The 26,107-nt window shown below is 35.4% G+C and carries 28 protein-coding genes; 12 read left to right on the top strand and 16 right to left on the bottom strand.

Annotation, left to right across the window (positions count from 1 at the left end; translation table 11 throughout):
- From CEY12_RS15075 to CEY12_RS15085, 3 genes are all read right to left on the bottom strand, one after another.
- Complete coding sequence (locus CEY12_RS15075) at positions 1 to 480, bottom strand: T9SS type A sorting domain-containing protein (RefSeq protein ID WP_089028469.1); 480 nt, start codon at positions 478 to 480, stop codon at positions 1 to 3.
- A 147-nt stretch (positions 481 to 627) separates the two neighbouring features.
- Positions 628 to 1,332: a LytR/AlgR family response regulator transcription factor gene (locus tag CEY12_RS15080; protein WP_228409707.1), complete on the bottom strand. Its 705-nt coding sequence runs from the start codon at positions 1,330 to 1,332 to the stop codon at positions 628 to 630.
- A gap of 185 nt (positions 1,333 to 1,517) precedes the next feature.
- Complete coding sequence (locus tag CEY12_RS15085) at positions 1,518 to 2,558, bottom strand: MsnO8 family LLM class oxidoreductase (protein WP_089028471.1); 1,041 nt, start codon at positions 2,556 to 2,558, stop codon at positions 1,518 to 1,520.
- Positions 2,559 to 2,859: 301 nt separating this feature from the next.
- On the opposite strand from CEY12_RS15085, the gene hflX reads away from it, so the two are divergent.
- From hflX to CEY12_RS15115, 6 genes are all read left to right on the top strand, one after another.
- On the top strand, positions 2,860 to 4,086 hold the full coding sequence (gene hflX / locus CEY12_RS15090; protein WP_089028472.1) for a GTPase HflX: 1,227 nt from the start codon (positions 2,860 to 2,862) through the stop codon (positions 4,084 to 4,086).
- Positions 4,086 to 4,715: a DUF4919 domain-containing protein gene (locus tag CEY12_RS15095; protein WP_089028473.1), complete on the top strand. Its 630-nt coding sequence runs from the start codon at positions 4,086 to 4,088 to the stop codon at positions 4,713 to 4,715. Before hflX ends, CEY12_RS15095 begins: the two co-directional genes overlap by 1 nt.
- A 15-nt stretch (positions 4,716 to 4,730) precedes the next feature.
- On the top strand, positions 4,731 to 6,017 hold the full coding sequence (locus tag CEY12_RS15100; protein ID WP_089028474.1) for a cation:proton antiporter: 1,287 nt from the start codon (positions 4,731 to 4,733) through the stop codon (positions 6,015 to 6,017).
- A 13-nt stretch (positions 6,018 to 6,030) separates the two neighbouring features.
- Positions 6,031 to 6,750, top strand: coding sequence for a DNA alkylation repair protein (locus CEY12_RS15105; protein WP_089028475.1), 720 nt, complete (start codon positions 6,031 to 6,033; stop codon positions 6,748 to 6,750).
- The gene (locus tag CEY12_RS15110; RefSeq protein ID WP_089028476.1) at positions 6,750 to 7,079 is read left to right on the top strand and encodes a DUF6122 family protein; all 330 of its coding nucleotides are present in this window, start codon (positions 6,750 to 6,752) and stop codon (positions 7,077 to 7,079) included. Before CEY12_RS15105 ends, CEY12_RS15110 begins: the two co-directional genes overlap by 1 nt.
- A 65-nt stretch (positions 7,080 to 7,144) precedes the next feature.
- Positions 7,145 to 8,215, top strand: coding sequence for a calcium:proton antiporter (locus tag CEY12_RS15115; protein WP_089028477.1), 1,071 nt, complete (start codon positions 7,145 to 7,147; stop codon positions 8,213 to 8,215).
- Here CEY12_RS15115 and CEY12_RS15120 read toward each other — a convergent pair.
- Complete coding sequence (locus CEY12_RS15120) at positions 8,212 to 8,595, bottom strand: group III truncated hemoglobin (protein ID WP_089028478.1); 384 nt, start codon at positions 8,593 to 8,595, stop codon at positions 8,212 to 8,214. The genes CEY12_RS15115 and CEY12_RS15120 overlap by 4 nt on opposite strands.
- Positions 8,596 to 8,720: 125 nt before the next feature.
- On the opposite strand from CEY12_RS15120, the gene CEY12_RS15125 reads away from it, so the two are divergent.
- From CEY12_RS15125 to CEY12_RS15135, 3 genes are all read left to right on the top strand, one after another.
- Positions 8,721 to 9,695, top strand: coding sequence for an ion channel (locus tag CEY12_RS15125; RefSeq protein ID WP_089028479.1), 975 nt, complete (start codon positions 8,721 to 8,723; stop codon positions 9,693 to 9,695).
- Positions 9,692 to 10,180 carry a YkgJ family cysteine cluster protein gene (locus CEY12_RS15130; protein WP_089028480.1) on the top strand — a complete coding sequence of 163 codons (489 nt, stop codon included), beginning with the start codon at positions 9,692 to 9,694 and terminating at the stop codon, positions 10,178 to 10,180. Before CEY12_RS15125 ends, CEY12_RS15130 begins: the two co-directional genes overlap by 4 nt.
- A gap of 119 nt (positions 10,181 to 10,299) precedes the next feature.
- Positions 10,300 to 10,608, top strand: coding sequence for a hypothetical protein (locus CEY12_RS15135; protein WP_089028481.1), 309 nt, complete (start codon positions 10,300 to 10,302; stop codon positions 10,606 to 10,608).
- 41 nt (positions 10,609 to 10,649) lie between these two features.
- Here CEY12_RS15135 and CEY12_RS15140 read toward each other — a convergent pair whose 3' ends face one another.
- The 4 genes from CEY12_RS15140 to CEY12_RS15155 form a co-directional block, all read right to left on the bottom strand.
- Positions 10,650 to 11,018, bottom strand: a complete 369-nt coding sequence (locus tag CEY12_RS15140) for an iron chaperone (protein WP_089029894.1) — start codon at positions 11,016 to 11,018, stop codon at positions 10,650 to 10,652.
- A 131-nt stretch (positions 11,019 to 11,149) separates the two neighbouring features.
- Complete coding sequence (gene gdhA / locus CEY12_RS15145; protein WP_089029895.1) at positions 11,150 to 12,508, bottom strand: NADP-specific glutamate dehydrogenase; 1,359 nt, start codon at positions 12,506 to 12,508, stop codon at positions 11,150 to 11,152.
- A 190-nt stretch (positions 12,509 to 12,698) separates the two neighbouring features.
- Positions 12,699 to 13,808, bottom strand: coding sequence for a DNA-processing protein DprA (gene dprA, locus CEY12_RS15150; protein WP_089028482.1), 1,110 nt, complete (start codon positions 13,806 to 13,808; stop codon positions 12,699 to 12,701).
- Between the two features lie 34 nt (positions 13,809 to 13,842).
- Positions 13,843 to 14,610: a rhomboid family intramembrane serine protease gene (locus tag CEY12_RS15155; protein ID WP_089028483.1), complete on the bottom strand. Its 768-nt coding sequence runs from the start codon at positions 14,608 to 14,610 to the stop codon at positions 13,843 to 13,845.
- A 268-nt stretch (positions 14,611 to 14,878) separates the two neighbouring features.
- On the opposite strand from CEY12_RS15155, the gene CEY12_RS15160 reads away from it, so the two are divergent.
- Positions 14,879 to 15,802, top strand: a complete 924-nt coding sequence (locus tag CEY12_RS15160) for a DUF3078 domain-containing protein (RefSeq protein WP_089028484.1) — start codon at positions 14,879 to 14,881, stop codon at positions 15,800 to 15,802.
- 68 nt (positions 15,803 to 15,870) lie between these two features.
- On the opposite strand, the gene sufD is transcribed toward CEY12_RS15160, so the two are convergent.
- The 5 genes from sufD to CEY12_RS15185 all read right to left on the bottom strand — a co-directional run bounded on the left by sufD (position 15,871) and on the right by CEY12_RS15185 (position 20,432).
- Positions 15,871 to 17,178, bottom strand: coding sequence for a Fe-S cluster assembly protein SufD (gene sufD / locus CEY12_RS15165; protein ID WP_172821071.1), 1,308 nt, complete (start codon positions 17,176 to 17,178; stop codon positions 15,871 to 15,873).
- Positions 17,179 to 17,297: 119 nt separating this feature from the next.
- Positions 17,298 to 18,041: a Fe-S cluster assembly ATPase SufC gene (gene sufC / locus CEY12_RS15170; RefSeq protein ID WP_089028485.1), complete on the bottom strand. Its 744-nt coding sequence runs from the start codon at positions 18,039 to 18,041 to the stop codon at positions 17,298 to 17,300.
- 18 nt (positions 18,042 to 18,059) lie between these two features.
- Entirely contained in the window at positions 18,060 to 18,566 is a 507-nt protein-coding gene (locus CEY12_RS15175) for a GNAT family N-acetyltransferase (RefSeq protein ID WP_089028486.1), read from the bottom strand.
- Positions 18,567 to 18,572: 6 nt separating this feature from the next.
- Positions 18,573 to 20,021: a Fe-S cluster assembly protein SufB gene (sufB, locus tag CEY12_RS15180; protein ID WP_089028487.1), complete on the bottom strand. Its 1,449-nt coding sequence runs from the start codon at positions 20,019 to 20,021 to the stop codon at positions 18,573 to 18,575.
- An 81-nt stretch (positions 20,022 to 20,102) separates the two neighbouring features.
- A complete protein-coding gene (locus CEY12_RS15185) occupies positions 20,103 to 20,432 on the bottom strand; it encodes a HesB/IscA family protein (RefSeq protein WP_089028488.1) in 330 nt (109 codons plus the stop codon).
- Positions 20,433 to 20,644: 212 nt separating this feature from the next.
- Between CEY12_RS15185 and CEY12_RS15190 the strand changes: the two genes are divergently transcribed.
- On the top strand, positions 20,645 to 21,583 hold the full coding sequence (locus tag CEY12_RS15190; RefSeq protein ID WP_089028489.1) for a GLPGLI family protein: 939 nt from the start codon (positions 20,645 to 20,647) through the stop codon (positions 21,581 to 21,583).
- A gap of 7 nt (positions 21,584 to 21,590) precedes the next feature.
- Positions 21,591 to 22,448, top strand: a complete 858-nt coding sequence (locus tag CEY12_RS15195; RefSeq protein ID WP_089028490.1) for a GLPGLI family protein — start codon at positions 21,591 to 21,593, stop codon at positions 22,446 to 22,448.
- 51 nt (positions 22,449 to 22,499) lie between these two features.
- Here CEY12_RS15195 and CEY12_RS15200 read toward each other — a convergent pair whose 3' ends face one another.
- The 3 genes from CEY12_RS15200 to ribH all read right to left on the bottom strand — a co-directional run bounded on the left by CEY12_RS15200 (position 22,500) and on the right by ribH (position 26,106).
- A complete protein-coding gene (locus CEY12_RS15200) occupies positions 22,500 to 23,357 on the bottom strand; it encodes a neutral zinc metallopeptidase (RefSeq protein WP_089028491.1) in 858 nt (285 codons plus the stop codon).
- 138 nt (positions 23,358 to 23,495) lie between these two features.
- Positions 23,496 to 25,574: an LTA synthase family protein gene (locus CEY12_RS15205; RefSeq protein WP_089028492.1), complete on the bottom strand. Its 2,079-nt coding sequence runs from the start codon at positions 25,572 to 25,574 to the stop codon at positions 23,496 to 23,498.
- Positions 25,575 to 25,587: 13 nt separating this feature from the next.
- On the bottom strand, positions 25,588 to 26,106 hold the full coding sequence (gene ribH / locus CEY12_RS15210; RefSeq protein WP_089028493.1) for a 6,7-dimethyl-8-ribityllumazine synthase: 519 nt from the start codon (positions 26,104 to 26,106) through the stop codon (positions 25,588 to 25,590).
- Between the last annotated feature and the right edge of the window lies 1 nt (position 26,107).

The following is a 26,107-nucleotide window of genomic DNA, read 5'->3' on the forward strand; positions in this document are numbered from 1 at the left end:
TTATTTTTTGATGATTTTGAATGTTTTGATGTTTTTACCTTCTTGGTTAATTCTGATGATATACATCGCTGACGGAAGAGAAGAAAAGTTGAATTCAGATTTTGCCTGAGTGATCTTATCTTTTCTGATCAATTTACCCTGAGCATCGAATAGCTGATAATCCGAATCCTTATAACTGTTCACGGTAAAATCCAGATATAAGTAATCTTTAAACGGGTTAGGGTAAAGTAAAATGCCATCTTCTGTTGAAGTTGTCTCATGAACACCGAGTGTTATGATCTCAAAGGCTTGTTGTACCCCTTCCATAACTTGAGAGCCGCTACCTTTAGAAAGGTAAGTGATTTGCCCAACGCTATAAGAGAGGGAGCCGTTACCTCCTGAAACACTTGTTCCTGTCGCTAGAACTGCTGATTGAGCTTTTAGCTGTCCGGTTACGATAAGCATAATGAAAAGGAGGCCAAAAATAGATGTTCTTTTCATGTGGAGTCTTTTTATGGTTAGTAGCTGTAAATTCTTTCATTGAATTTTGGAAGACTAAATTACCATATAAAGAAACCGGATATCAGGAAAATAGATAAACAGCAGGAAAAATCGACGAATGACATTTCCTTGTAAAAACATTGAAGATCAGAGGGATTGCTGATTGTGCGTGTCGAAAAATGCGAGATTGTTTTTGTAGGTTCTACCTATAGGAAGTTTGATTTGATGGGTCAACTCTACCTCGTGAGGTGTTTTGCTGCGGATCAGGTATTTGGGAACGGCGTAGCTCCGGTGTATTCTTACGAAAGAATCAAAATAGTTTTGATGGAGAAGGTTGCCGATAGAATCGAGAATGCAGTGTTTTTTTTCAGGAGTTACGATTCGTGTATAATCTTTTAGTGCTTCCAGATAAAGGATATCGGTTATTTTGATTTGAAGGATGGTGCTTCCTTCTTTTATTTTAATATTATTTTCTCCCAGTAAGATATCAAGGCATTCACTTTTTTCTTTCATTTCCAGGAAATCAAAAAGTTTCTGGATAGAGTGATGGAAGCGATCTGCCTTTAAAGGTTTTTTAATAAAATCTAGAATATCAAGCTCGAAAGCTTCTGCGGCAAATTCACAATGAGCGCTTGTAAAAATACAAATAGGGATTTTATAGGCTAATTTACAAAATTCAATTCCGCTCATTCCTGGTAGTTTGGTTTCAATAAATAAAACGTCTATAGGAAGGTCAAGGTAAGGAATTGCTTTTTCGGCTGAATCAAAGGAAGCAACGATTTCTATATGATCGTATTGGTTGATATAGTGGTGAAGAACGAGTCTGTCCAGTTCGTTGTCATCAATAATCATACATTTGATGTTGGCGGTCATGAGTCTCTGGATATTAATTAGTTTTTTTGGATTCAATGTAGATAAAACAATAATCCCTTTATAAAGTTATTAAAATAATATATATTATGCGAATTATATATAATTTTTAACATAAAAACTAATTATTAACAATAAAAGTCACAAATTAGTGAAGGATTATTGTTTCATGGTGTATGGTTAGCAATCCATTCATAATTCTTGAATCGAAGCTCTTTATCATAGATATTGCTTAGGATTATCAGCTTATTTGTTTGATAAAAATCTGTAATTTCAGAGAGCTTTTTGTGTATGGTGTCTGGTGTAGCAATAATAATATTTTTCAAAACATTGTTGAAATCATTTTTGTCTTCCGGAGTGAATATTCTGTCTTCCACTTCATCGGGATGCATCAGTGGGCTGGGGGCTAACCCTCTTCGTGCTTCTAAAAACTGGTACGTCATCGGGTAAGCATTTCTCTTTGCTGTATCAAAGTCTTCTGCTACTGAAACGGATACTGCTATTTGCAAATGTGGGATCTTCATGATGTTTCCCGGCTGGAATTGATTTTTATAAATATTGGTACTTTCATTTTCGCGCTGGTCTAATAAAAAGTGTGAGTAAGAATATCCCAATCCATTTTTTGCGGCTTCTTTTGCTGAATTGCTTCCGGATCCCAGCCATAAAACTTCTGGTTTTTGATGAAGGAACTGAGGTTGTGCTATCAATTCACCATAGCGTTCCTGAGTGACCGTCGCATCATCAGATAAATAGGCCACAATGTCTTGTAACTTTTCGCTAATGGTGCTTACGGTTGGAAGCTTGTCGTTATTCAGGGCCAGGGAGGACATTTTAAGTCCTCCGGGAGCTTTTCCTAAACCCAGTATGAAACGTCCTGGAAAAACGGAAGCCAGTAATTTTGTTACTTCTGATATCTTGTAAGCCGAATAATTACGAAGCATAATACCTGCTGTGCCCACTTTTATTTTTTTTGTTTTTCCCAATACGATAGCGGCAAGGATTTCAGGACTTGAGCTTGCATAGGCGGGAACACCATGATGCTCCGAAAACAGAATGCTTTCATAATTTAAATATTCTGCCCACTGGGCAAGCTCAACGCTGGTGTTCAGGGTGTCTTCCGTATGGGTGCCCGCAATTACGGGAGACTGATCCAGAATGCTCAGTTTCATGATTTTCTTTTCTGAAATGTTTTCTGTTTGATCATTCATAGCATATTGCTTTAAAAAGTTTTACTAAATTATTCAATAATAATCAATAAAAGCATCCTGATTAATGTTGATAATGGAGGAGCTTATTATTCAGTGCAGTTTGTTCTTGTGTTTTTATTGTTTCTTTACTTTTTACGTTTGAAAATAAGAAATGACACCTCATAATATGATTAATTTTCTATAAATCAATATTATTATAAGCTTAAATTAACATTAAAATTTCTTACCAACTAAAAAATCATTTTGTTTTTTATCCTTAAAAAGGGTATCTTGTAAAACTCACAAACATAGATAGAACTTAATGCTAGAAAAGAAAGAACATAATTACGAGAAAGCAGTTTTAGTAGGTGTTATTACTCAAAATCAGGATGAAGAAAAACTGATGGAGTATATGGATGAACTGGAGTTTTTGGCTTTCACGGCAGGCGCCACAGTACAAAAGCGTTTCACACAAAAATTAACTCAGCCAGATTCCAAAACCTTTATCGGAAGTGGAAAGGCACTGGAAATAAAAGAATACGTAAAAGAAAACGAAATTGGAACGGTAATTTTTGATGATGAGCTCTCGCCATCACAGCTTAAAAACCTGGAGAGAGAGATGGAGATCAAGATTTTAGACCGAACCAATCTTATTCTTGATATTTTTGCCCAGCGGGCACAAACCTCCTATGCAAGAACTCAGGTAGAACTGGCTCAATATCAGTATCTTTTACCGAGACTTACCAGGATGTGGACTCACTTGGAGCGTCAGAAAGGGGGGATTGGGATGCGCGGTCCCGGTGAAACGGAAATTGAAACTGACCGCCGTATCATCCGCGACAGAATTACTTTGTTAAAAGACAAATTAAAAACCATTGATAAGCAAATGGCGACTCAGCGTAATAATCGTGGGAAAGTTGTCCGTGCTGCTTTAGTGGGATATACCAACGTAGGTAAGTCTACCTTAATGAATTCTCTTTCAAAATCTGAAGTCTTTGCTGAAAATAAATTATTTGCAACACTGGATACGACGGTTAGAAAGGTTGTAATTGGGAATTTGCCATTTTTGCTTACGGATACGGTAGGGTTTATCAGAAAATTACCGACACAATTGGTAGAATCGTTTAAATCTACTTTGGATGAGGTTCGTGAGGCAGATCTGCTCATTCACGTGGTTGATATCTCTCATGAAAGCTTTGAAGATCATATAGAATCTGTAAATAATGTATTAATGGAGATCAATGCTCATCAAAAGCCAATGATTATGGTTTTTAATAAGATTGATGACTTCAGTTACGAGAAAAAAGATGATGATGATCTTACACCATCCACAAAGAAGAATATTTCGCTTGAAGAATGGAAAAAAACATGGATGGCCAGATCCAAATATCCAGCTGTATTTATTTCCGCACTAAAAAAAGAAAACTTTCCGGAAATGAAGAAATTAATTTATGATGAGGTTATGAAAATTCATATTTCAAGATTTCCATATAATGATTTCCTGTTTGAATACTTTGATAATGATGAAGAAGAAGAAAACAACGATTAATGAAATATTATTTTTTCCTGCTGTTACTTTGTCTATCGGTCCCGGGTTTTAGTCAAAAATCAAAGATCGATTTTAAAAGTATAGAGAAGAATCTTAAGAATTCCGAATCAGTTTACAATTATGACAAGCTGATTTTCAAGTATAAAGGAATTCCAAAGTCATTAGATAGCATAGAAGCGCAATATTTGTACTATGGTAGAAATTTTGAGGCGAATAAATTGTCTACTGCAGATGATGATTTTAAAAGCCTGGCTGAAGCGTTTAAGAACGGTAATTTTGATGATTGCATAAAAATAGGGAAAGTTTTGTATGGTAAAGATCCTACGAATATGGATGTTTTACTGATTTTACTCCGGGCCTATGATTACAAAAAAGATGTAAGCAATTTCACTCATCATTTATCGCAACTTCGATTGCTTGCAGATGCTATAAAGAGCTCTGGTGATGGAAAGTCTGAGAAAACTGCTTACCAGGTCAATTCTGTTGGAGATGAATATATTTTTTTAAATATTCTGAATCTTGGGGAAGGATATACTAGAAGTTCAAAAACAATGAAAGATGGGGTTCTCGACCTATGGGAAAAAGAGAATACAAAAATATACATCAAAGTCCTTTATTTGGGTTTTTAATTTAAAAATAACTTAGTGGAATTATATTATTCATTTTCAGCATTAATAGTTTTAGCATCGATATTCGCCTATCTTAATTACAGGTTTCTTAAGCTTCCAAGTACGATCGGGATCATGGTTATTGCGATCGTGGTTTCAATTTTTCTGGTTTTGTTTGGGGAAACCGTATTGCCGAGAACTTTTGGGCATCTTCATAAATTAATGAATAGTATTGATTTTACGGAAGTGCTGATGGGGGCTATGCTTAATTTTCTATTGTTTGCCGGAGGAATTCATATTAATATCAATGATCTTAAAGAGCAGTTCAGGCCTGTTCTCATATTTTCAACCGCTGGAGTTGTGATTTCTACATTTATTGTAGGATTTGGAATGTTTTACTTACTGCCTTTGGTAGGAATCAAACTTCCGTTTATCTATTGTCTTGTTTTTGGGGCCTTGATATCGCCTACAGATCCGGTTGCAGTTCTCAGTATTCTTAAACAGGCAAATGTCTCAAAGTCTCTTGAAACTAAAGTTGCTGGGGAGTCTCTTTTTAATGATGGGATGGCGGTTGTGGTGTTTACTGTTGTATTGCAGTTGGCCATTGGAAAAGAAGTGGATTTAGGTGTGGAAAGTATTGGTCTGCTTTTGATCAAAGAAGCTGGAGGAGGCTTGTTGCTGGGTGTTTTGCTTGGTTGGATAACTTCCAGATTAATGCGTGAAGTTGATGATTATATTATTTCGGTGCTGGTGACTCTTTCTGTAGTAATGGGAGGTTATCTTATTGCCCGGCAGATGCACATATCCGGACCGCTTACGATGGTTGCAGCAGGTTTGTTTATGGGTAATTTTAATGTGAGATTCAAAATGAAATCGATCACACAGGATTACCTTATTAAATTCTGGGAGCTGATCGATGAAATCCTGAATGCTGTATTGTTTTTATTTATTGGGTTTGAACTTTTGATGATTAAAGATTTGAATCATTTTATTATTCCTGGGCTTATTGCTATTATTGTGGTTTTGGCGGCAAGATTCATCTCAATTTGGGGTCCGACAAAGTTTATGTCTTTCAGAACAAGGTTTAGCCCGCAAACGATAAAAGTTTTGTTTTGGGGTGGAATCAGGGGTGGTGTTTCTATTGCATTAGCCATGTCCATTCCTAAAAGTGAATACAGTAATATTATTTTAAGTATTACTTATTGTGTAGTGGTATTCTCCATTGTTGTGCAGGGACTTACAATAGCAAAAGTTGCCAATCCAAAGAAGATTGCTAAAGAAGAGCAGGAACAGGAAAGTATTGCTTTAGATGATACTGTTTAATTAATTGATTATAATGAGCAATATAATTAAAGATATACACGAAGCGTTAGCTGTTCTTTCCATTCCGGAAAAAGCAGCATTTTTTCCAAAATTCTTCAAAACCGGAAAAGGTGAATATGGAGAGGGAGATGTTTTTCTGGGAGTAAAAGTTCCTGATCAGAGAATGGTAGCAAAGGAGTATTATGCTAAAATTTCTTTGAAAGAACTCAGTGAATTGCTTTCATCAAAATTTCATGAGCATAGGCTGACAGCATTGTTTATACTGATCCATCAATTTGAAAAAACAAAAGATCAAAAGAAGAAAAAAGAAATTATAGACTTTTATCTTGATCATTTGAAATATGTCAATAACTGGGATCTGGTAGACTCCAGTTGTTATAAAATCTTAGGACGATATGCTTTCGAAAATAAGAAAGAAGACTTGTTGAGAGAGTTATCGCATTCCAATGAAATGTGGCACAAAAGAATTGCGGTAGTTGGCACAATGCATTATATTAAAAAAGGATCTTTTGATCTTACTAAAGAGTTTGTAACGACAAATCTGTTGCATACCCATGATCTGATGCATAAAGCAAATGGTTGGTTGTTAAGGGAAATGGGAAATAAAAATGAAGAAGAATTAATTGTTTATTTGAATACCCACTATAAGGAAATGCCTAGAACATGTCTGAGATATGCGATTGAGAAATTGGATGAAGAGGTAAGACAGGATTATTTAAAAGGCAGAATCTGATGGATTGTTTATTTTGGAAAACCGGAGTGCATTATTTCCTCCATCTGATATTTCCCGTTTTTATCGCTTTAATTTTTTATAGGGATCACTGGAAGAAAGTGTATCTTATTTTACTGGCTACGATGTTGGTGGATTTGGATCATTTGTTTGCCAATCCTGTTTTTGATCCGACGCGAAACAGTATTGGATTTCATTTTTTACATTCTTATTATGCAATTGCGGTGTACTTTTTGATGCTTTTTTTTAAAGGAAATATCAGAATTATAGGCATCGGACTTTTGTTACACATGGTGACCGATTTTCAGGATTTTAACTTCTGGTGTCATTAAAATATCATTAATATTTTCTTTTAAGATTTTAATTTTCATCGATTTTTTGTATTTTGTAAACACTTATGAAATTAAAAGAACTTTTACATTATACCTTTATTTTTCCTGTACTCGCTGTAGGATACTATTTTTCAGGATTAATGGAAAACGGTGTTGTTTTTGAAATTATTGCAGGAATTTTACTTACCGGGAGTGTATTGTCGGCTGTTCACCATGCTGAGGTAGTCGCCCACAAAGTAGGAGAGCCCTTCGGAACAATTATTCTGGCCCTTTGTATCACTATTATTGAAGTTGCGTTGATTATCTCATTGATGGTTGCAGGTGGTGACCAGGCTATTACCCTGGCAAGAGATACCATTTTTGCGGCCGTAATGATTATTCTTAACGGGATATTAGGAATTTGTATTTTGGTAGGAGGTGTAAAATACTATGAACAGTTTTTTGCAAGAACTTCGGCAACTACCTATTTGGTAAGCATTGTTTCCATACTTGTTTTGACATTAATTCTTCCGAACTTTACATCAAGTGTAAACGGGCCTTTTTATAATACTGCTCAATTGATCTTTGTTTCCATAGCTTGCTTAGTGATTTATGGCGTTTTCTTAATGGTTCAGACCGTAAGACATAGAAATTACTTTATCACTACGGATGATGATCCGGATTCGCATTACATTCCATCAAAAATTGCAACCATAATAAGCTTTATATTTCTGGTCATCTGTCTTATTATTGTTGTTTTAATGGCAAAGGGTCTTTCTGCTACAATTGAAGATATGGTACAGAGTGTAGGAGCTCCAAAATCCCTGGTTGGGGTAATTATTGCAGCCGTTGTTTTACTTCCGGAGGGAGTTGCGGCAATTAGGGCTGCGAGAAACAATCAGATACAGTCCAGTGTCAATCTTGCTTTGGGTTCTGCATTGGCGAGTATCGGATTAACAATTCCTGCAGTATCTGTAGTTTGTATCATGTATGATATCCCTTTTGTATTGGGACTTGACAGGAAGGATATTATTTTGCTTTCTTTATCAGTATTTATAGTGATGCTTTCTTTAAGCAGAGGAAAAACCAATATTTTGTATGGAACCGTTTTACTGGTGAATTTGGCGGCTTATATTTTTACCGTAATAGTTCCTTAATTTAATTTACGGGCCATTTCCATCTTATAAGCCATGAGCTTTGCAATGTTTTCAGATTTATAGATTGCCATATCTGCGTTTTCACCAACGAAGTTTTCTTCTATTGTTTTCTTCCAAAGTGAAAGCCATTGTTCAAAGTGCTTTTTTTCCATTGCCTGGAGTTCATTAATAGGAAAGTGAACTGCCATTGGATTTCCCTTGTAACTCATTTGGCCGAAAAGTATGGTCTCCCAAAAAGAATACATTTTCGGAAGGTGTTTTTCCCAATTTACTTTAATAATATCTTTAAAGAAAAAACCAATAGTCTCATCCTGAATTACTTTTTTATAAAATGAATTGACCAGCAATTCAATATCTTCTCTTGATTCAAGCTTTTTCATAACCCAAAGTTAATTTAAAATCAATTGACAAATTCAATCGTGAACTTGATAAATTTCATGAAAACAATATTTTATCTTTGCATAGTATGACGGGGCATCTCAACAAAAAAGAATGATTAAAAAAAATGGCAGGAGGATTTAGACAAAAAATTAGACAGAAAAATACCGATAGCAGTGGTTTTGGGAGCAGTGCTTCGGGAAGATTTATCAACAAAGATGGGTTGCCAAATGTTTATAGAAAAGGCGGCAATGTTTTTAATAGATTGAGCTGGTTTCATACGATGCTGAATCTGTCAAGATTTCGGTTTATTTGTTATTTGGTAATTGGTTATATTGCAATTAATATCATTTTTGCTCTGATTTATTATTCTATAGGAGTTCAGCATCTTACGGGAATTGATAAAAGTGATCCGGTTAACGAGTTTATTGATGTATTTTTCTTCAGTTCACAGACCTTTACTACTGTTGGGTATGGCAGAATAGCTCCCGTAGGTTTTTTGGCCAGCTTAGTGGCGACCTTTGAGGCTTTTCTGGGGTTGCTTGCTTTTGCTATTGCAACGGGTTTGTTCTATGGACGGTTCTCAAGGCCAAGAGCCTATCTAAGGTTTTCTGATATTGCTGTTGTATCACCTTTTCAGGAAACGACAGCTTTGATGTTCAGATTGGCTCCTTATAAAAATAACGCACTTACTGATGCGGATGTTATTGTATCTACAGCTATTGAAGTTATAGAGGACGGAGTCCCAAAGAGTAATTTTTACAGACTGGAAACCAGGTTAAATAAGATCAGTACGTTGGCATTGAACTGGACCGTTGTTCATATAATAAATGAAGATTCGCCTTTTTATGGCTTTTCTGAAGAAGATTTTAAGAATATCGATATAGAAATTATTGTACAGGTTCGGGCTTTTGATGAAGTGTTTTCAAATACAGTGGTTCAGAGGTCGTCCTATGTGACCGGAGAAATTATTTATGGGGCTAGATTTGTTCCAATGTATTATCCTAACAAAGATAATTTATCGACAATTTTAGATCTTGATAAAATTAATGAACACCAGAAAGTTGAGATTCCAGCAATGGTGGTAGAAAAAGGACAATGAATATAGAGCTTTATAAAACACAGGCTTTGCAGAAGCAGAAGGAACACAAAAAGTTTTTAGACGGTCTGAAGAAAAAACCGCCAAAAAACCTTGATTATGTTGTTCAGGAGACCCACGAAGAAGTATTTGAAAAGATAGACTGCCTCCAATGTGCCAATTGTTGTAAAACAACAGGTCCTCTATATACAGAAAAGGATATTGAACGTATTGCTAAGCATTTGCGTATGAAGCCACTCGATTTTGAGTCAAAATTTTTGAGAGTGGATGAGGATAATGATAAAGTGCTGCAAAATCTGCCCTGTTTTTTTCTAAATGATGATAATACCTGTTCCATATATGAAGTGAGGCCAAAAGCCTGCAGAGAGTATCCACACACCGACAGAAAGAAGATTTATCAGATCAATGCGTTGATGATAAAAAATACAGTTATTTGCCCTGCTGCATATGAATTTGTAGAGAGAATTATGAAAAATTTAGGAAAATAGCCTATAATCAAAATTCATCTTAAAAAAACATAAAGTACGTTAAATAAGAACTTTAGATATAATTTAATGAAATAAATGGCGTTTATAGAATACCAAACACCCATTTAAAATATTAGAATATGAAAAAGTTAATTTTAACAGCAGCATTCTCTTTAGCAGGAGTGGTTGCTGTATCAGCACAGACTGAGACACAAAAGAAAGTTGAGCCTAAGCAGACGGCGACTCAAACGCAGCCGCAAACAATGCAATCCAATACAACTGCGACTACGCCAACCCAAAATGCGAGTACAACAGCTACTGTTGATAAATCGGCAAATGTAACAATGACTACAGATGCCGGAACGACAATGAGTACTGAGACTAATGCTACTAAGCCTGCTGATGTAGTAAAAGAAGAGAAAAAGGACAAAAAGAAAAAGTCGAAATAAATTGTTAAAAAGTAGAAATGAGCATCCTGAAATATTATATTTCAGGATTTTTTTTGGTTTATTGTGGTTATTTTAAACGCAACGATTTTCCTGATCAGGGCTAAAGGCATTTCCTTATCAAGGGGAAACTGAACAGCTCCCTTTGAAAATGGATATCCGTTTTCTACGAAATCCTTCTCAAAGTTTTTGATCCCCTCGTCTCCGGGATAAAACCCTATATGTTTTTTGTAGCCTGCAAAATAAACCAGAGGTTTTCCTTTGTATCTGAAAGCGGGCATTTGATAGCCAATATATTCTTCTAACTCTGGGTTTTCAGAATGAATGGTTTCTCTTAGTTGATCCATTGTCTTCTGTATGGCCTCAGGAAATAATAAGATATATTCATCAATATTTTTAAATGTATTTTTCATCTTTATAAAAATAAAAAAAGCATTGATTATATCAATGCTTTCTCCTTTCACTTTTTACTTTTTTCCCATTTTCCCGGGAACAGGCTATAAGAAAAAAGGTCGGGAATTTTCCCAACCTTTATATTTTTGTTCTATACAACTCCCTGAGCTAACATTGCTTCTGCAACTTTCACGAAGCCGGCAATATTGGCACCTTTTACATAGTTTACATACCCGTCTTCTTCTTTTCCATAATCTCTACAAGCTTTATGGATTCCGATCATGATTTCTTTTAATCTTGCATCTACTTCCTCAGAAGTCCAGTTCAGACGAATAGAGTTTTGTGTCATCTCTAATCCTGAAGTAGCTACACCACCAGCGTTAGACGCTTTACCAGGAGAGAATAATACTTTGCTGTCTAAGAAATAGTTGATTGCTTCTAATGTTGAAGGCATGTTGGCAGCTTCAGTTACACAAAGCACACCATTTCCTACCAATACTTTAGCATCTTCGAAATCTAGTTCGTTTTGAGTAGCAGAAGGAATAGCAACATCACATTTTACTTCCCATGGACGTTTTCCTGCGTGGAAAACAGCAGAAGGATATTTTTTAGCGTAGTCTTCAGCTCTGTTATTACCAGAAGATCTTAGTTCCAATAGATAATCGATTTTATCACCATCGATACCATCCTTATCATAGATGTATCCATCAGGTCCGGAAATAGTTACTACTTTTCCTCCTAATTCAGATACTTTTTTGATAACTCCCCAAGCTACGTTACCGAAACCTGAAACAGAAACTATTTTATCTTTAAATGTTTGATCGATTGTCTTAAGCATTTGCTCAGCGAAGTACACAACACCATATCCTGTAGCTTCAGGACGGATCAATGAACCACCATAAGCAAGACCTTTTCCGGTAAGAACACCCGTAAACTCGTTTCTCACTTTCTTATACTGTCCGAATAGATATCCGATTTCTCTTGATCCTACTCCGATATCTCCAGCCGGAACGTCAGTTTCCGGACCGATATGTTTGCATAATTCCGTCATGAAAGCCTGGCAAAAACGCATTACTTCCATATCAGATTTTCCTTGTGGATCAAAGTCAGAACCTCCTTTACCACCTCCCATTGGAAGGGTTGTTAATGAGTTTTTAAATACTTGTTCGAAAGCTAGAAACTTAAGAACGGACAAGTTTACAGTAGGATGGAAACGGATTCCTCCTTTGTATGGTCCAATCGCAGAGTTCATTTGAATTCTGAAACCTCTGTTTACCTGGATTTCCCCTTTATCATCAACCCATGGAACTCTGAAAATAATAATTCTTTCAGCTTCAGCCATTCTCTCAAGAAGCTTCATTCCTGTGTATTCTTTCTTGGTAGCGATAAACGGAATTACAGTAACTGCAACTTCTTTTACGGCTTGTAAAAATTCTGGCTCGTTAGGGTTTTTTGCCTCAATTTTTGCAATAAACTCCTGGATTTTCTGGTCAATATTATATTGTTCCATATAGTAAGGTTGAATATTATTGCCAACAAATTTAATTTTTTTTTCAAGATTCACAACACCTTAATTGATGATTGTTGAAAATTTAATAATTATGATAGAAAATATTATTAAATTGATAATTTGCATTTAAATTTTATTAAAAATTAAATGTTATTTGTGAAATAATGCAATATTAAGAAATAGTTAAATTTCAAATTGCTACAAATTGTCTCCCGGAAAATGATTTCACTTTCCCTAAAAGCTCTAATTCTAAAATTATGGGTAAAATTCTATAGGTTGGAAGCGATATTTGCTGTGCGAGGTCGTCTAAATTGATTTGCGGATTTTCCGCAATAAATGTGTAGATTAATCTTTGATTATCAGATAGTTGATTTGTTGTTGAAGAGAGAGGGAAAAGTTCTTCTATTTTTTCCTTTGGTTTATTAAATCCAAGGTTGGAAATGAGATCTTTAATCGTAGAAATAGTAGATGCTTTATTTTGAAAAATGAGATGATTACAACCTTGGCTATAAAGATCAGTGATTTTCCCGGGAAGAGCAAAAACGTCTCGGTTGTAGCTGTTCGCAAATGTAGCAGTGCTTATAGATCCTCCTCCAAAAGCTGTCTCAACAACGATTGTTGCAGGAGAGATACCCGCAATAATTCTGTTTCTTTGGATGAAATTTTCCCTATCCGGTTTTCTGGAGGAATTAAATTCGGTAAATAAAACACCTCCCTCCTGTAAAATCCTGTCGGATAGTTTTTTGTTTTTTGCAGGATACATAGTATGAAAGCCATGCGCTAAAACAGCAGCGGTTGGGATTTTATATTGTAAAGATTGGTCGTGAACTTCCTTGTCTACTCCTAAGGCCAATCCGCTTACTGAAATGAAATCACAGGATTTAGTTTCTTCAAAAAAGGTATTAATAAACTGTTTACCGTAGTTGGTCATATTTCTGGTCCCCACAATACTTAATGGTTGCAGTATATGTTGGTAGGTTCCTTTCTGATATAATATAGCAGGCGCATCCGGACATTCACTAAGTAGATCGGGGAGTTCATTAAGATGCTGCAGGGTAATCTGAATCTCATTGTTTTCACAGAATTTCAGTTCTTTTTCAGCGAATTCTAAGTGAAGTGGATTGCCGATATCTGAAACTATTTTCTGCCCAAATCCTTCCAGCTTCCTATATTCTTTCTTAGCATTTTCCCAGGCATTTTTTGCGCTTCCAAATACTTTTATAAGTTTAATAAAATTGATATCACCAATTAAGTTACACTCGCGTAATGCGATTGCATAAAGATGTTCTTCGGAAATCATGTGTGCTTTTTATTCAAATGTAATGAATTAAGTTCTATTTTTTTCTTAGTTCATCCAAATGATCCCAGATATCATCTCTCTTTTTATAAGGCAATTCTAAAAAGTCTTCAGGGTGATTCTCCTTATATTCCTGCCAAAGTTTGTCATCTTTTTCACTGTAATAATTGGGAAACTCCCAAATGAATTTTTTCTTTTTTTCACCAATATTTTTAAAAGCAAATGCAATTATACTTCCTACGACCGCTCCTGAAAGGTGAGCCTGCCAGGATATTTTGCTGGGTTCCTGTAGATTGTAAAACAATTCTTCAGGAAACATTCCCCAAACCAGACTTCCATAATATAGAACAACCAGTAAAGAAATGGTTAGAAGTGTCATATTCCATTTGAATACTCCGCTAAAGAACAGAAAAAATGCAAGAACATAGACAATACCACTTGCTCCGATCGTGCAGGTATACATATATTCGCCAGTCATTATATCCACAGGAGGAAGAAGCCATAACAGCAAGCCTGTCGCGAGCCAGCCGATAATAAATACCTTATTAGCCACCAGTGGGTAAAACTGGTACAAAAGAAACATAAGCACAGCGATAGGAATGGAGTTACTGATGATATGATCCATATTTCCATGTAAAAGAGGAGAGGTTATTATTCCCAGCAAGCCTTCCGGCAATAAAGGGATGATCGCTCCAAAGCAACTTTGAAAAAAACCTTGCGTCTGTAAAAAGTAGCCAAGCCACATTGCGGCAAGCATTAGCAATGGGCTTATAAGAGCTCTTTTGGAAATTACATTTTTAAACATGGAGAAATAATGTCAAATCAAAAGCCAATAGTAAATTTCGGAAAATTTGGCGATGATTTTAGTCTACGTCGTTTATTTTCAAGACAAAAGGTAATGATTTTAATCAGCATTTTAATTTTAAAGAAATATTTTGAGTTTTATTGAATAAAGTGGCTCGTTTTTAGTTAGTTAAAAAATGATTTATAGAAAAAACCTGTTCTATACTGTATAAATTGTGGGTTTTCACAAATTATATTTTATACTTTTGTAATTGAAAATTTTTTATTTTATGAAGAAGTTTTTATTGCTTGTGGGCATTTCGATCCAGATTTTTGTAAATGCTCAGGATATAAAAAAAGATTCGGTAGTTGTAGATACTATAAAACATTGGTCCGTTTTAGGAAAAAATACCTTAATGTTTAATCAAGCCGCTTTTTCAAATTGGGTTGGTGGGGGAGCTAATAATGTTGGCTGGCTCGCTGGTATTGATTATAACCTTACATATGAAAAAGATAAGGACCTATGGGAAAATATCATCATCATGGGTTACGGTGAGAATAATACAAAAGGAGTAGGGACGAGGAAAACCCAGGATGTGCTTAATATATCTACAAATTATGGGCGACAGTTTTCTAAAAGCTGGTATATTTCGTCAGGAGCAAGTTTGCAGTCCCAGTTTTCTGCGGGATACGAGGATGGAAATAATCCTGAAGCAAAGAAAATCTCCAATTTTATGGCTCCAGGATATTTTAACATGGGTTTGGGGGTTACCTACCGGCCTAACGATAATCTAAGTGTCACTTTACGTCCTGTCAATGCTAGATGGACTTTTGTTTTAGATACAGACCTTCAGAAAGCTGGGAATTATGGTTTAAAAGCAGATGGAGATAGTTCTTTACTGCAATTTGGTTTTTTAGGGAATGCAGTGTATAAAGTGAAGTTGATGGAAAATATTAACCTGACGAATACGGCTTCTGTATTTTCCAACTATCTCGATCATCCTGAGAGGTTAGTGTTGGCTTACGGAGCTGTTTTAAATATGAAGATCAACAAATATATTTCTTCTAATATAACAGTTGATGTATTATATGATCATAATCAGATTCAGAAGACACAGCTTAAGCAGACTCTAGGAATTGGATTTGCTTATACGGTTAATAATGGGGTAAAACGATCAGATAGAAAGGATAATCAATGGTGGTTGAAAAAGTAAGATCACAACCTGATAAAAAACAAAAAGCACTTCATTTGAAGTGCTTTTTTTGGTATCAATTTATTTTCTTAGAATTCAATGTCTACTTCTAATTTTTCTGCCAGTAATTTTGAAATTTTCTCTTTTAAAGGTTCAATATCAATATTCTGCATTGCATCATTGGCAAATGCGAATAATAGCAGCGCCTGAGCTTCTTTTTTAGAGATTCCTCTTGCTCTCAGATAGAATAAAGCGTCTTCATTTAGCTGGCCAACCGTACAGCCATGAGAACATTTTACATCATCGGCAAAGATCTCCAATTGAGGTTTTGTATCAATGCTTGCCCCTTCACTCAGTAAAACATTATTGTTTTGCTGGTAGGCATTTGTCTTCTGGGCTATTTTATCAACGAAAACTTTTCCATTAAATACCCCATGGGCTTTATCTTTAAATATACCCTTGTAGTTTTGATAGCTTTCACAATTAGGCTGATTGTGGTGAACCGCCGTGTGGTGGTCTACCAACTGATCCTTCCCAATGATTGTGATTCCATTCATGAATGAATTAATATTCTGTCCATTATGAATAAAATCCAGATTGTTTCTTACCAGTTTTCCTCCAAAAGAGAAGGTATTTACAGTGGTTAAACTATCTTTTTCCTGTTTTGCAAAAGTATTATCGATAAGATATGATGTATCATTATCATTTTGAAGCTTATGCCAATCTGCTTTTGCATTTGGATAAGTAAAGATTTCTGTGACTGAATTGGTCAGTACAAAAGTATCATCAAAATTGTGGTGACTTTCAATAACTTCCACCTTTGCTCCTTCCTCTACAATAAGTAAATTTCTTGTATTGTAGAACGTGTTTTCTTCCTGGTTTTGAGAAAGATAGAAAACATGGATTGGTCTTTCAATCACTACATTTTTAGGAACTTTCAGAAAGAAACCATACTTGCAGTAAGCAAGATTTAAATCGGTAAAAGCTGATTTTTCGGCAGCAATTGTGTTGAAATATTTATCAAAAACTTCTTTGTGTTTCTCATCATTCAAAGCATAGTTGAATGAAAGGAATTCTATATTTTCAATAGAAATCTTTGATAATTCCTTATGAAGTTTACCATTTACAAAAACGATCCAGTCAAAGTTCTCCTCACCAAGATGCAATTGTTCCAATTGTTCTTTAGTGATATTGTGACCTTCCTTAGGGAAAAAATTATAGCCCTTTTCTGTGATCTCTTTTAGATTGGTATATTTGTATTCTTCGTCTTTTTTGGTCGGAAAACCAATACCCTCGAACGCTCGAAGAGCAGATTTTCTATCCTCATCCAGAAATCTGTGACGAAGACTTTCCAAAAACTCATCGTGGTTGTCAATAATTTGATCGTATAAAGCCATTACTGAAATTTCGGCCATCACACCTTTTTTATGTATTTAAAAATTGTATTACTATTTGCGGTTTTTCCGCGTAAACTTTTAGCGAGGATTGATAAAATCTGTACTAAAAATATTTCTTCTTAATTAAGAAGCCAGTCGTACCCTTTTGCTTCCAATTCTAAAGCAAGAGATTTGTCTCCAGTCTTTATGATTTTCCCGTTAGCAAGAACGTGTACAAAGTCTGGTTGAATATAGTTCAGCAATCTTTGATAGTGAGTAATCAAAAGAACTGCATTTCCTTCATTTTTAAAATGGTTTACTCCGTCTGCAACGATTCTTAAAGCATCAATATCCAATCCTGAATCCGTTTCATCAAGAATTGCCAATTTAGGATTAAGCATCATCATTTGGAAGATCTCATTTCTTTTCTTTTCACCTCCTGAAAATCCTTCATTTAGCGATCTAGAAAGAAAGTCTTTTTTAATTCCTAATTTTTCAGACTTTTCACGAATCAGAGCAAGCATTTCTTTTGCAGGCATTTCCTCTAATCCGTTTGCTTTTCTGTTTTCGTTTAAAGCTGCTTTAATAAAGTTAGTTACAGAAACTCCAGGAATTTCTACAGGATACTGAAAAGAAAGAAATATTCCTTTATGTGCTCTTTCTTCAGGAGCATCTTCGTTGATGTTTTCACCTTGAAAAATGATTTCCCCTTCAGTAACTTCGTAATCTTCTTTTCCTGCTATAATAGAGGAAAGCGTCGATTTTCCAGCACCATTAGGTCCCATAATAGCGTGAACCTCACCTGGTTTTATTTCAAGATTAATACCTTTTAAAATTTGTGCGCCATCCTCAATCCTGGCGTGTAAGTTTTTTATTTCTAACATTTTATTTGCTTAAACAAATTATTTTTGAATTCTATATACTAAACTTTCCGGCTGATCTGGTACATCATTAAGTTTTCCTGTCTTTTCCATTCCTGCTTTTTCCAATACTTTGATGGAAGCCACATTATCAGGACGAACGACACCGAAAATTTCCTTTACATTTAAATCATTAAAACCGAAGTCTATAGTTTTTTTTGAAAATTCTGTTGCATATCCCTTTCCCCAGGCTTCTGGAGCAAATCGATATCCCAGATTTAATTCTTCTTTTTCTCCATACATTTTAAAGCTTAATCCACCAAAACCTATGATTTCTTCCGGATTTTCCTTTTCTAAAACTGCCCAGGCACCAAAATTATTTTGATTCCAATGCTCAAGCATTCTATTAAATGTATTTTTAGCTTTTTCAAGACTCATCGGCCCACTTGGATTATACAAATTGGTTTGCGGATCTTTATTAATTTCAAAAAATCTTTCAAAATCTTCTTTTTGAGGTTTTCTTAAAATTAATCTTTCCGTAGTTTCCATTGTAGCTTATCCTACTGATCCTTCTAATGAGATCTCTAATAATTTTTGCGCTTCAATAGCAAACTCCATAGGAAGTTTGTTAAGAACCTCTTTACTGAAACCATTTACGATCAAAGCAATTGCTCTTTCTGTATCGATCCCTCTTTGATTACAATAGAAAATCTGATCTTCTCCGATTTTTGAGGTTGTAGCCTCATGTTCTAATTGTGCTGTAGGGTCTTTGATCTCAATATATGGGAAAGTATGTGCACCACATTCATTACCCATCAACAGAGAGTCACACTGAGAGAAATTTCTTGCCCCTTTTGCAGAAGGCATTACTTTTACCTGTCCTCTGTAAGAGTTTTGAGATTTTCCTGCAGAAATACCTTTTGAAATAATCGTTGATTTGGTATTTCTTCCGATATGGATCATTTTTGTTCCGGTATCAGCATATTGGTGATTGTTGGTCACTGCAATAGAGTAGAACTCACCGATGGAGCCATCACCTTTCAAAATACAAGATGGATACTTCCATGTCACTGCAGATCCCGTTTCAACCTGAGTCCATGAGATTTTTGCATTTCTCTCACATAAACCTCTTTTTGTGACAAAATTGAATACCCCTCCTTTTCCTTCTTCATTACCAGGATACCAGTTTTGAACCGTGGAATATTTAATTTCAGCATTATCCATTGCAATCAGCTCTACAACGGCTGCGTGTAATTGGTTTTCATCTCTTGACGGTGCTGTACAGCCCTCAAGATAAGAAACGTAGCTTCCTTCGTCTGCAATCACAAGAGTTCTTTCAAACTGTCCTGTTCCTGCCTGATTTATACGGAAGTAAGTGGAAAGTTCCATTGGGCATCGTACTCCTTTTGGAATATAGCAGAAGCTTCCGTCAGAAAATACTGCAGAGTTTAGAGCAGAATAGAAGTTATCTCCTCTAGGAACTACTTTTCCTAAATATTTTTTCACCAGGTCAGGGTGATTTTTTATCGCTTCAGAAATAGAACAGAAGATAATTCCTTTTTCTGCTAAAGTATCCTGGAACGTAGTTTTTACAGAAATAGAGTCGATGACAATATCTACTGCTACTCCCGAAAGTCTTTTTTGTTCCTCGATATTAATTCCTAATTTCTCAAAAGTTTTCAGTAATTCCGGATCTACTTCATCCAGACTTGCAAGTTCTGGATTCTTCTTTGGAGCTGCATAATAACGGATAGCCTGAAAATCTGGTTTTTCATATTTAATGTTTGCCCAGGTAGGCTCTACCATTTTAAGCCATATTCTGAAAGACTCCAAACGCCATTCTGTCATCCATTCCGGCTCTTCTTTTTTAGCAGAAATAGCACGAATGATATCTTCATCTAAACCAATTGGGAAATCTTCGTAATCGATCTTTGTTTCCCAACCGAATTCATACTTTTTATTTTCTAAATCGACGCGTAAATCGTCTTCTGTATATTTGCTCATTATTTTTTTTAGATTTCAGATGTTAGATTTCAGATTTCAGACCAGGTCTTTATCTGACATCCAGCATCTAATATTTTTTCTCTATAGAGAAAAACTTTCTCCACAACCACATGTTCTGGATGCATTAGGATTGTTAAAAACAAATCCTTTTCCGTTCAAACCTCCTGAATATTCAAGAATTGTACCTGCTAAATAGAGGATAGATTTTTTGTCTACAACGATTTTAACATCATTGTTGACAATAATTTGGTCTGTTTCTGCTTTTTGGTTGTCAAATTTTAAAACATACTCCAAACCAGAGCATCCTCCACTTTTCACCCCCACTCTTATATAATCTTCAGCAGGGTTAAAGCCTTCTTCCGTCATCAACTGGATGGCTTTTAACTTCGCTTGATCTGATACTGTTATCATTGTATTTATTTAGAATGATTTAATCCTGCAAAAATACGAACTAATTTCCGCAATCTCAAATTGAAGATATCTATTTTAATGATGCGAATCTTAATAAGATCATAATTCATATGATTATTAGTGTTAAAAAATGTATAAATTTTCTAGTGCAAATTTAGTGATTCTGTTTTTCATTTAACTTTGAATAGTATTTTTTATCTATAAAGAATATTATGAAGAAAAAATTACCGGTCTTTTTTATATTGTTTTTAGCTGCAATATCTTATGGACAAACCACGCGCTATATATACGAAACCTCAGTGAATCCAGACTCAATTAATCTTGTGACGATGAAAACTGAACGGACTTTTTTGGATATTAAAGGAGGTCGGTCGTTATTTATAAGTGAACATAAATTAGTAAAAGATTCACTTGTAAATGTTTTTAAACAGGAAGGTAAGATAGAAAAGAAAGAAGGAAAAGATTTCTCAAAACTAGGTTTGGGAAAGTTTAATGCTGAATCTTTTTTTGATTATTTTATCATTAAAAATATTGCAGAGCAACAGGTTTTCTATTATGATAAAGTGAGAGGAAGACAGATTTACTATCAGGAAGACAGGCCTGTAAAATGGGAAATAACAAATGAGGTTGGAAAACAAAACGGATACCCTGCCCAGAAAGCAACTGTCGATTTTGGAGGAAGAGTGTGGACGGCATGGTTTACAAAAGACATTAATATTTCCGATGGACCGTACAAATTTTCCGGATTACCGGGGTTAATTGTAAAGCTTGAAGATGATAAAGGAGATTATAAATTTGATCTTGTCAAAAAAATTAATATTAAGAATTCTTTTGAAGAATCTATAAGCACTGATGCAAAACAAAGTTCGAGGATTAATTTCCATGGAGATATGGCAGCGTTGGAGTTAGAGTTGAGTAAAACCAAAAGATCAATAGCAGGAACAACCGGAGGGGGAATGCAAAACTTTGGTGATGGAAAACATGATGGAGGTGGAATGGGCGGAATGCAAGGCGGTGGTCGCCACGGAGGAGGAATGCATAGAGGAGGTATGGGAATGAATGGCGGTAATAGCAGCTTCCCAATGCAAAGTTCAGGAACAGAAAATACTTCTTTTAGTGGAGGAAGTCAAAACCCAATTGAATTAAAATAAATTACAAATGAAAAAAATAACCCTCATTGCTTTAGTTCTGTCGATGCAAAGTGTTTTTGCACAGGTGAACAGGTTTGTATATCAGGTGACTATGAAACCTGATGCTGAAAATAAGAGTGATATAAAAACTGAGAATGCGTATTTGGATATCTCACAGGAAAAGTCCGTTTTTTACTCTGAAAATAGAGTGAAAAGAGATTCAATTATGCAAAAAACATTTCAAAGTGGAGGAGCGATTAGCTTTAACAGAGACCAGATGGAAGGGCTACGAAGTAATATTAATTACTCAGTAGAAAAAGATAAGAAGGATCAAAAAATATTTTTTAAAGATAGGTTAGGACGCGATATGTATTCTTATGAGGAAGATCGTCCTTTAACCTGGAAAATACTGCCTGAGACTACAAAAATCGGAGATTATAAAGTTCAAAAGGCTGAAACCGATTTCGGAGGAAGAAAGTGGACGGCATGGTTTACTACTGATCTTTCCTATCAGGATGGCCCCTATAAATTCAATGGACTTCCCGGTTTGATTGTAAAGGTAGAAGATAGTCAGGGAGACTATTCTTTTGATTTAATGAAAAATTATAAGATAGCTGCTTTTCCCACAATGAATCAATTTGGGAATATTATTAAAGTTAAAAGAGCCGACTATTTAAAACAACAGAAGAAATTCTTTGAAGATCCAATGTCTTTCATGACTCAGGGCGGTGGTGGCTTTGCTCAAACCAGAATTGGCGGTGGAGAAAGAGGCGTAACAGGACCAAGAGGTAATGGTGGCAGAAATCCAGCAGATCTTCGAAAGAGGATGGAGGAAAGGGTGAAGAGTGAGGCAAAGAAAAATAGCAATCCGATAGAATTACCATAAATAAAAAAATCCCCGGAGAACTTCTTCGGGGATTTTTTTATATTAAATGTCTTATTTTAAAAGCTGATTGAATGTATCTCCTTGTCGGATATCACCCGTATTAAAGCCCTTCATAAACCATTCTTTTCTTTGAGCAGATGATCCGTGGGTAAAGCTTTCCTGATTTACATATCCCTGCGATCTTTTTTGAATGTTGTCGTCGCCTACAGCTTCTGCAGCATCAATGGCAGATTCAATATCACCAGGCTCAAGAATATGTTTCTTATCGTTGGTTCTTTTTGCCCAAAGCCCGGCATAGAAGTCAGCTTGTAATTCTGTCGCTACTGAAACTCTGTTCATATCAGCCTCTGTATATCTTCCGCTTCTTCTAAGCGCATCTACTTTTTGAGTCGTCCCTAAAAGAGTCTGTACATGATGACCTATTTCGTGAGCCAAAACATAAGCAACTGTAAATTCTGTTACTTTTGCTCCAAATCTTTGCTGTAATTCATTGAAGAAGCTCATATCCATATATACTTTTTGATCTGCCGGACAGTAAAAAGGCCCCATGGCAGATTGTGCAGTACCACAGCCGGATTGCGTTGTATTTTCAAAAAGAACAATTTTTGGGGGAGTATAGGTCATTCCATTTTCTTTGAAAACTTCTGTCCATGTAATGGTATTCCAACCATCCATCATATCCACCATTTCATATATTTTTTTCTCATCTGCATTTAATTCCCTCTGCTCCGTTTGAGTGGGTGATGACATGCTGCCTGAGCTTAATATGCTGGATGGATCGCCTCCTAAAAAGAAAACAATCGCGGCAATAATTAATGTTCCCAGTCCTCCGCCAACGATCATACCACCACTCCCTCCGGAGCCACGGCGGTCTTCAACGTTTCCACCTCTATCGTCTGTCCATTTCATAGCAATTTTTTTGTGTATGTAAATTTAAAAATTTAAACCATACAATTAAAATGTAATTACAGGAATATCTTGTCAGCTGAAAAATAAAATAAGAGGATTGTAAAATCCTCTTATTAATTTATTTAAATTGTGATATAATCATCGATTAAGCTGATTGGTTTTTAGCCAATATGAGGTTGATTGATAGGCTGAGATCGCATCATCTACAACTTTTTGGTTGGTCTCCTTTAAAAGTTTTTCATCATAGTAAATGCTAAATTCCGGTGCTAGTTTTTCCTGTTTTAGAGATAGGGAATATTGCTTTATTTTCTTTACCGGGGAGATTACCGTTAAATATCCATCTTTTATAAATCCAAGATCCTGATAAGTGGCTACATAAGCTTTAGGTTGAAATCCATTTTTTAAAACATCTTGTCCCAAAAACTTTGATTGATAACTAAAATTAAGCAATCCTAATACGGTAGGCATCAGATCTATCTGAGACATCAGTTTATCAAATTTTTGCGGCTGAATAAATCCATCAGAGAAAACCATTGCAGGAATCCTGTATTTATCCATTGGCAGTTCTGTACTTCCGGCACTGGATGCGCAATGATCTGCAACAATAACGAAGACAGTGTTCTTATACCACTCCTGTTTTTTTGCCATATTAAAAAACAGGCGAAGCGAGTAATCAGTATATTTTACTCCTCCTTCTCTTGATTTCACATCACCTGGGATATCTATTCTTCCATTTGGATAGGTAAAAGGTCTATGGTTGGAAACGGTCATCCAGTGGTTGAAAAATGGCTTTCCTGATTTTGATTCAGCATTCATCACCTGAATTGCTTTCCTTGCCATATCTTCATCTGCAACACCCCAAACATTGGCAAAAGTAATTTCCTCCGGTTTAAAGTTATTCCTGTCAACAATTCCATATCCGTTGCCAGCAAAGAAATCCTGCATATTGTCAAAGTAGCTGTAACCACCGTATAAGAATCTTACGTCGTATCCTTTAGATTTAAAAATACTTCCTGTAGTAAATTTATTTTTGTTATTTTCTCTTTTAATAATACTTTCTCCTGCTGTTGGAGGGATACAAAGAGTCAGTGCTTCAAGGCCACGGACTGTTCTGTTTCCTGTTGCATATAAATTGGTAAACATCATAGACCGATCAGCTAGACTGTCCAAAAAGGGAGTAATCTTTTGTTCATTTCCATAATGTTGCATGAACTCTGCAGATAAACTTTCTATTGAGATCAGCACCACATTCTTTTTGAGTTCAGGCTGTTCTGAGATTATTTTTCTTGTAAGGTTAGGCTCTGAATACTGGCTTAAGAAATTACTTTCTGCTTTCTTTTGATCGATTTGAGGATAAAACTGGAAATAATCTAATTCATTGTGGGTAAATGCCCAATAAAATTTTGGAAATCCGTTTGCCTCAATCTCTTCAGCAAATACATTGGAAGATCTTATCTGCGTAGTGAACGTTAAACATATTAAGCTGATGCCGGCAAGTAGAATAAAAGAACCTAATAGAATCAATTTTTGTTTGAAATTGGGAAGATCTTTGAGTTCATTTTTTGTTTTCTTGTAAATAAACCAGGTAATCGCTGATGTAATAGCAAATATAATCAGGAACAGGGGAACTACAGGATAGCTCTCCATAATGTTTCCTATTACTTCATTGGTGTAAATAAGATAATCTACCGCAATGAAATTATAGCGTAATCCAAACTCATTATAAAAGAAATATTCGCTTACGGCATTAAATACAATAAGCAATACATATAAAAATAAAGTAATGAAGTAGAGAACATTCCTGATCTTAATTCTTTGGGATGGAAGAAACAACATTAAAGCAAAGAAGATGATTTTTAAGCCTATAAAAGCAAGTGCTATTTCTGCTATCGACCCACCATATTGCTTAAAAATATTATTTGGAATAAGCAGGATGTAGAAAAAAAGGAGCAGTAAAGCTCCCAATATTATTTGTCCGTAAGGCTTTTTATATTTTGAATCTGAAAGAAACAGGAAATACAAAGCCAGAAAGGAACTTGCTAAAATGAATACAAAAATATCATTGGCAAGCCCCACTACCAAAACTTTCAGTACCTCAAAAAAGCCAAAGCTTGCGGTAGTTATCGGGTGAAAAAAGAATACTACTCTTACAATCAATGATACGATAAGATAAAAATATCCCAGGTATAAGAATGGTTTTATTTTTTGAGGATACATAATGATTTAGGTTTTAAGAATTTCCAAAGCCAATATTAGTCTTTTTTTCAGATAGTTTCCTTTTAAAATCTATCATTCTTAGGGCTGTAACGGCAGCTTCAACACCTTTATTGCCTAAATCTCCGCCGCTACGTGCGATAGATTGCTCTTTGGTGTCATCAGTAAGAACACAGAAAATGGTTGGAGTATCCGTTAGAATGTTACAGTCTTTTATTCCCTGAGCTACTCCTGCAGATACGAAATCAAAGTGAGGAGTCTCTCCTCTGATAATACATCCTATTGCAATTACTGCATCGAATTTTCGTTCTTTGCAAAGCTGCATACTTGCATAATTTAATTCAAATGCTCCGGGAACGGTAAAAAGTTTTATATTTTCTTTTTTTACTCCTTCTTTTTCAAGGATTTCTAAAGCTGCATCACGAAGATTGTAAGTTACAAAGTCATTCCACTCAGAAAAAACAATGCCGATAGAAAAATCTTCGGCATTGGTTATATGAAGTGGCTTGTAATCGGAAAGATTAACTGTTGCCATT

It is taken from the genome of Chryseobacterium sp. T16E-39 (genome assembly GCF_002216065.1).
Taxonomy (GTDB): Bacteria; Bacteroidota; Bacteroidia; order Flavobacteriales; family Weeksellaceae; genus Chryseobacterium.

Bases quoted from the DNA above. Each gene is read 5' to 3' on its own strand.
- CEY12_RS15075 (WP_089028469.1), bottom strand. From the start codon at position 480: ATGAAAAGAACATCTATTTTTGGCCTCCTTTTCATTATGCTTATCGTA.
- CEY12_RS15080 (WP_228409707.1), bottom strand. From the start codon at position 1,332: ATGATTATTGATGACAACGAACTGGACAGACTCGTTCTTCACCACTAT.
- CEY12_RS15085 (WP_089028471.1), bottom strand. From the start codon at position 2,558: ATGAATGATCAAACAGAAAACATTTCAGAAAAGAAAATCATGAAACTG.
- hflX (WP_089028472.1), top strand. From the start codon at position 2,860: ATGCTAGAAAAGAAAGAACATAATTACGAGAAAGCAGTTTTAGTAGGT.
- CEY12_RS15095 (WP_089028473.1), top strand. From the start codon at position 4,086: ATGAAATATTATTTTTTCCTGCTGTTACTTTGTCTATCGGTCCCGGGT.
- CEY12_RS15105 (WP_089028475.1), top strand. From the start codon at position 6,031: ATGAGCAATATAATTAAAGATATACACGAAGCGTTAGCTGTTCTTTCC.
- CEY12_RS15110 (WP_089028476.1), top strand. From the start codon at position 6,750: ATGGATTGTTTATTTTGGAAAACCGGAGTGCATTATTTCCTCCATCTG.
- CEY12_RS15115 (WP_089028477.1), top strand. From the start codon at position 7,145: ATGAAATTAAAAGAACTTTTACATTATACCTTTATTTTTCCTGTACTC.
- CEY12_RS15120 (WP_089028478.1), bottom strand. From the start codon at position 8,595: ATGAAAAAGCTTGAATCAAGAGAAGATATTGAATTGCTGGTCAATTCA.
- CEY12_RS15125 (WP_089028479.1), top strand. From the start codon at position 8,721: ATGGCAGGAGGATTTAGACAAAAAATTAGACAGAAAAATACCGATAGC.
- CEY12_RS15130 (WP_089028480.1), top strand. From the start codon at position 9,692: ATGAATATAGAGCTTTATAAAACACAGGCTTTGCAGAAGCAGAAGGAA.
- CEY12_RS15135 (WP_089028481.1), top strand. From the start codon at position 10,300: ATGAAAAAGTTAATTTTAACAGCAGCATTCTCTTTAGCAGGAGTGGTT.
- CEY12_RS15140 (WP_089029894.1), bottom strand. From the start codon at position 11,018: ATGAAAAATACATTTAAAAATATTGATGAATATATCTTATTATTTCCT.
- gdhA (WP_089029895.1), bottom strand. From the start codon at position 12,508: ATGGAACAATATAATATTGACCAGAAAATCCAGGAGTTTATTGCAAAA.
- dprA (WP_089028482.1), bottom strand. From the start codon at position 13,808: ATGATTTCCGAAGAACATCTTTATGCAATCGCATTACGCGAGTGTAAC.
- CEY12_RS15155 (WP_089028483.1), bottom strand. From the start codon at position 14,610: ATGTTTAAAAATGTAATTTCCAAAAGAGCTCTTATAAGCCCATTGCTA.
- CEY12_RS15160 (WP_089028484.1), top strand. From the start codon at position 14,879: ATGAAGAAGTTTTTATTGCTTGTGGGCATTTCGATCCAGATTTTTGTA.
- sufD (WP_172821071.1), bottom strand. From the start codon at position 17,178: ATGGCTTTATACGATCAAATTATTGACAACCACGATGAGTTTTTGGAA.
- sufC (WP_089028485.1), bottom strand. From the start codon at position 18,041: ATGTTAGAAATAAAAAACTTACACGCCAGGATTGAGGATGGCGCACAA.
- CEY12_RS15175 (WP_089028486.1), bottom strand. From the start codon at position 18,566: ATGGAAACTACGGAAAGATTAATTTTAAGAAAACCTCAAAAAGAAGAT.
- sufB (WP_089028487.1), bottom strand. From the start codon at position 20,021: ATGAGCAAATATACAGAAGACGATTTACGCGTCGATTTAGAAAATAAA.
- CEY12_RS15185 (WP_089028488.1), bottom strand. From the start codon at position 20,432: ATGATAACAGTATCAGATCAAGCGAAGTTAAAAGCCATCCAGTTGATG.
- CEY12_RS15190 (WP_089028489.1), top strand. From the start codon at position 20,645: ATGAAGAAAAAATTACCGGTCTTTTTTATATTGTTTTTAGCTGCAATA.
- CEY12_RS15195 (WP_089028490.1), top strand. From the start codon at position 21,591: ATGAAAAAAATAACCCTCATTGCTTTAGTTCTGTCGATGCAAAGTGTT.
- CEY12_RS15200 (WP_089028491.1), bottom strand. From the start codon at position 23,357: ATGAAATGGACAGACGATAGAGGTGGAAACGTTGAAGACCGCCGTGGC.
- CEY12_RS15205 (WP_089028492.1), bottom strand. From the start codon at position 25,574: ATGTATCCTCAAAAAATAAAACCATTCTTATACCTGGGATATTTTTAT.
- ribH (WP_089028493.1), bottom strand. From the start codon at position 26,106: ATGGCAACAGTTAATCTTTCCGATTACAAGCCACTTCATATAACCAAT.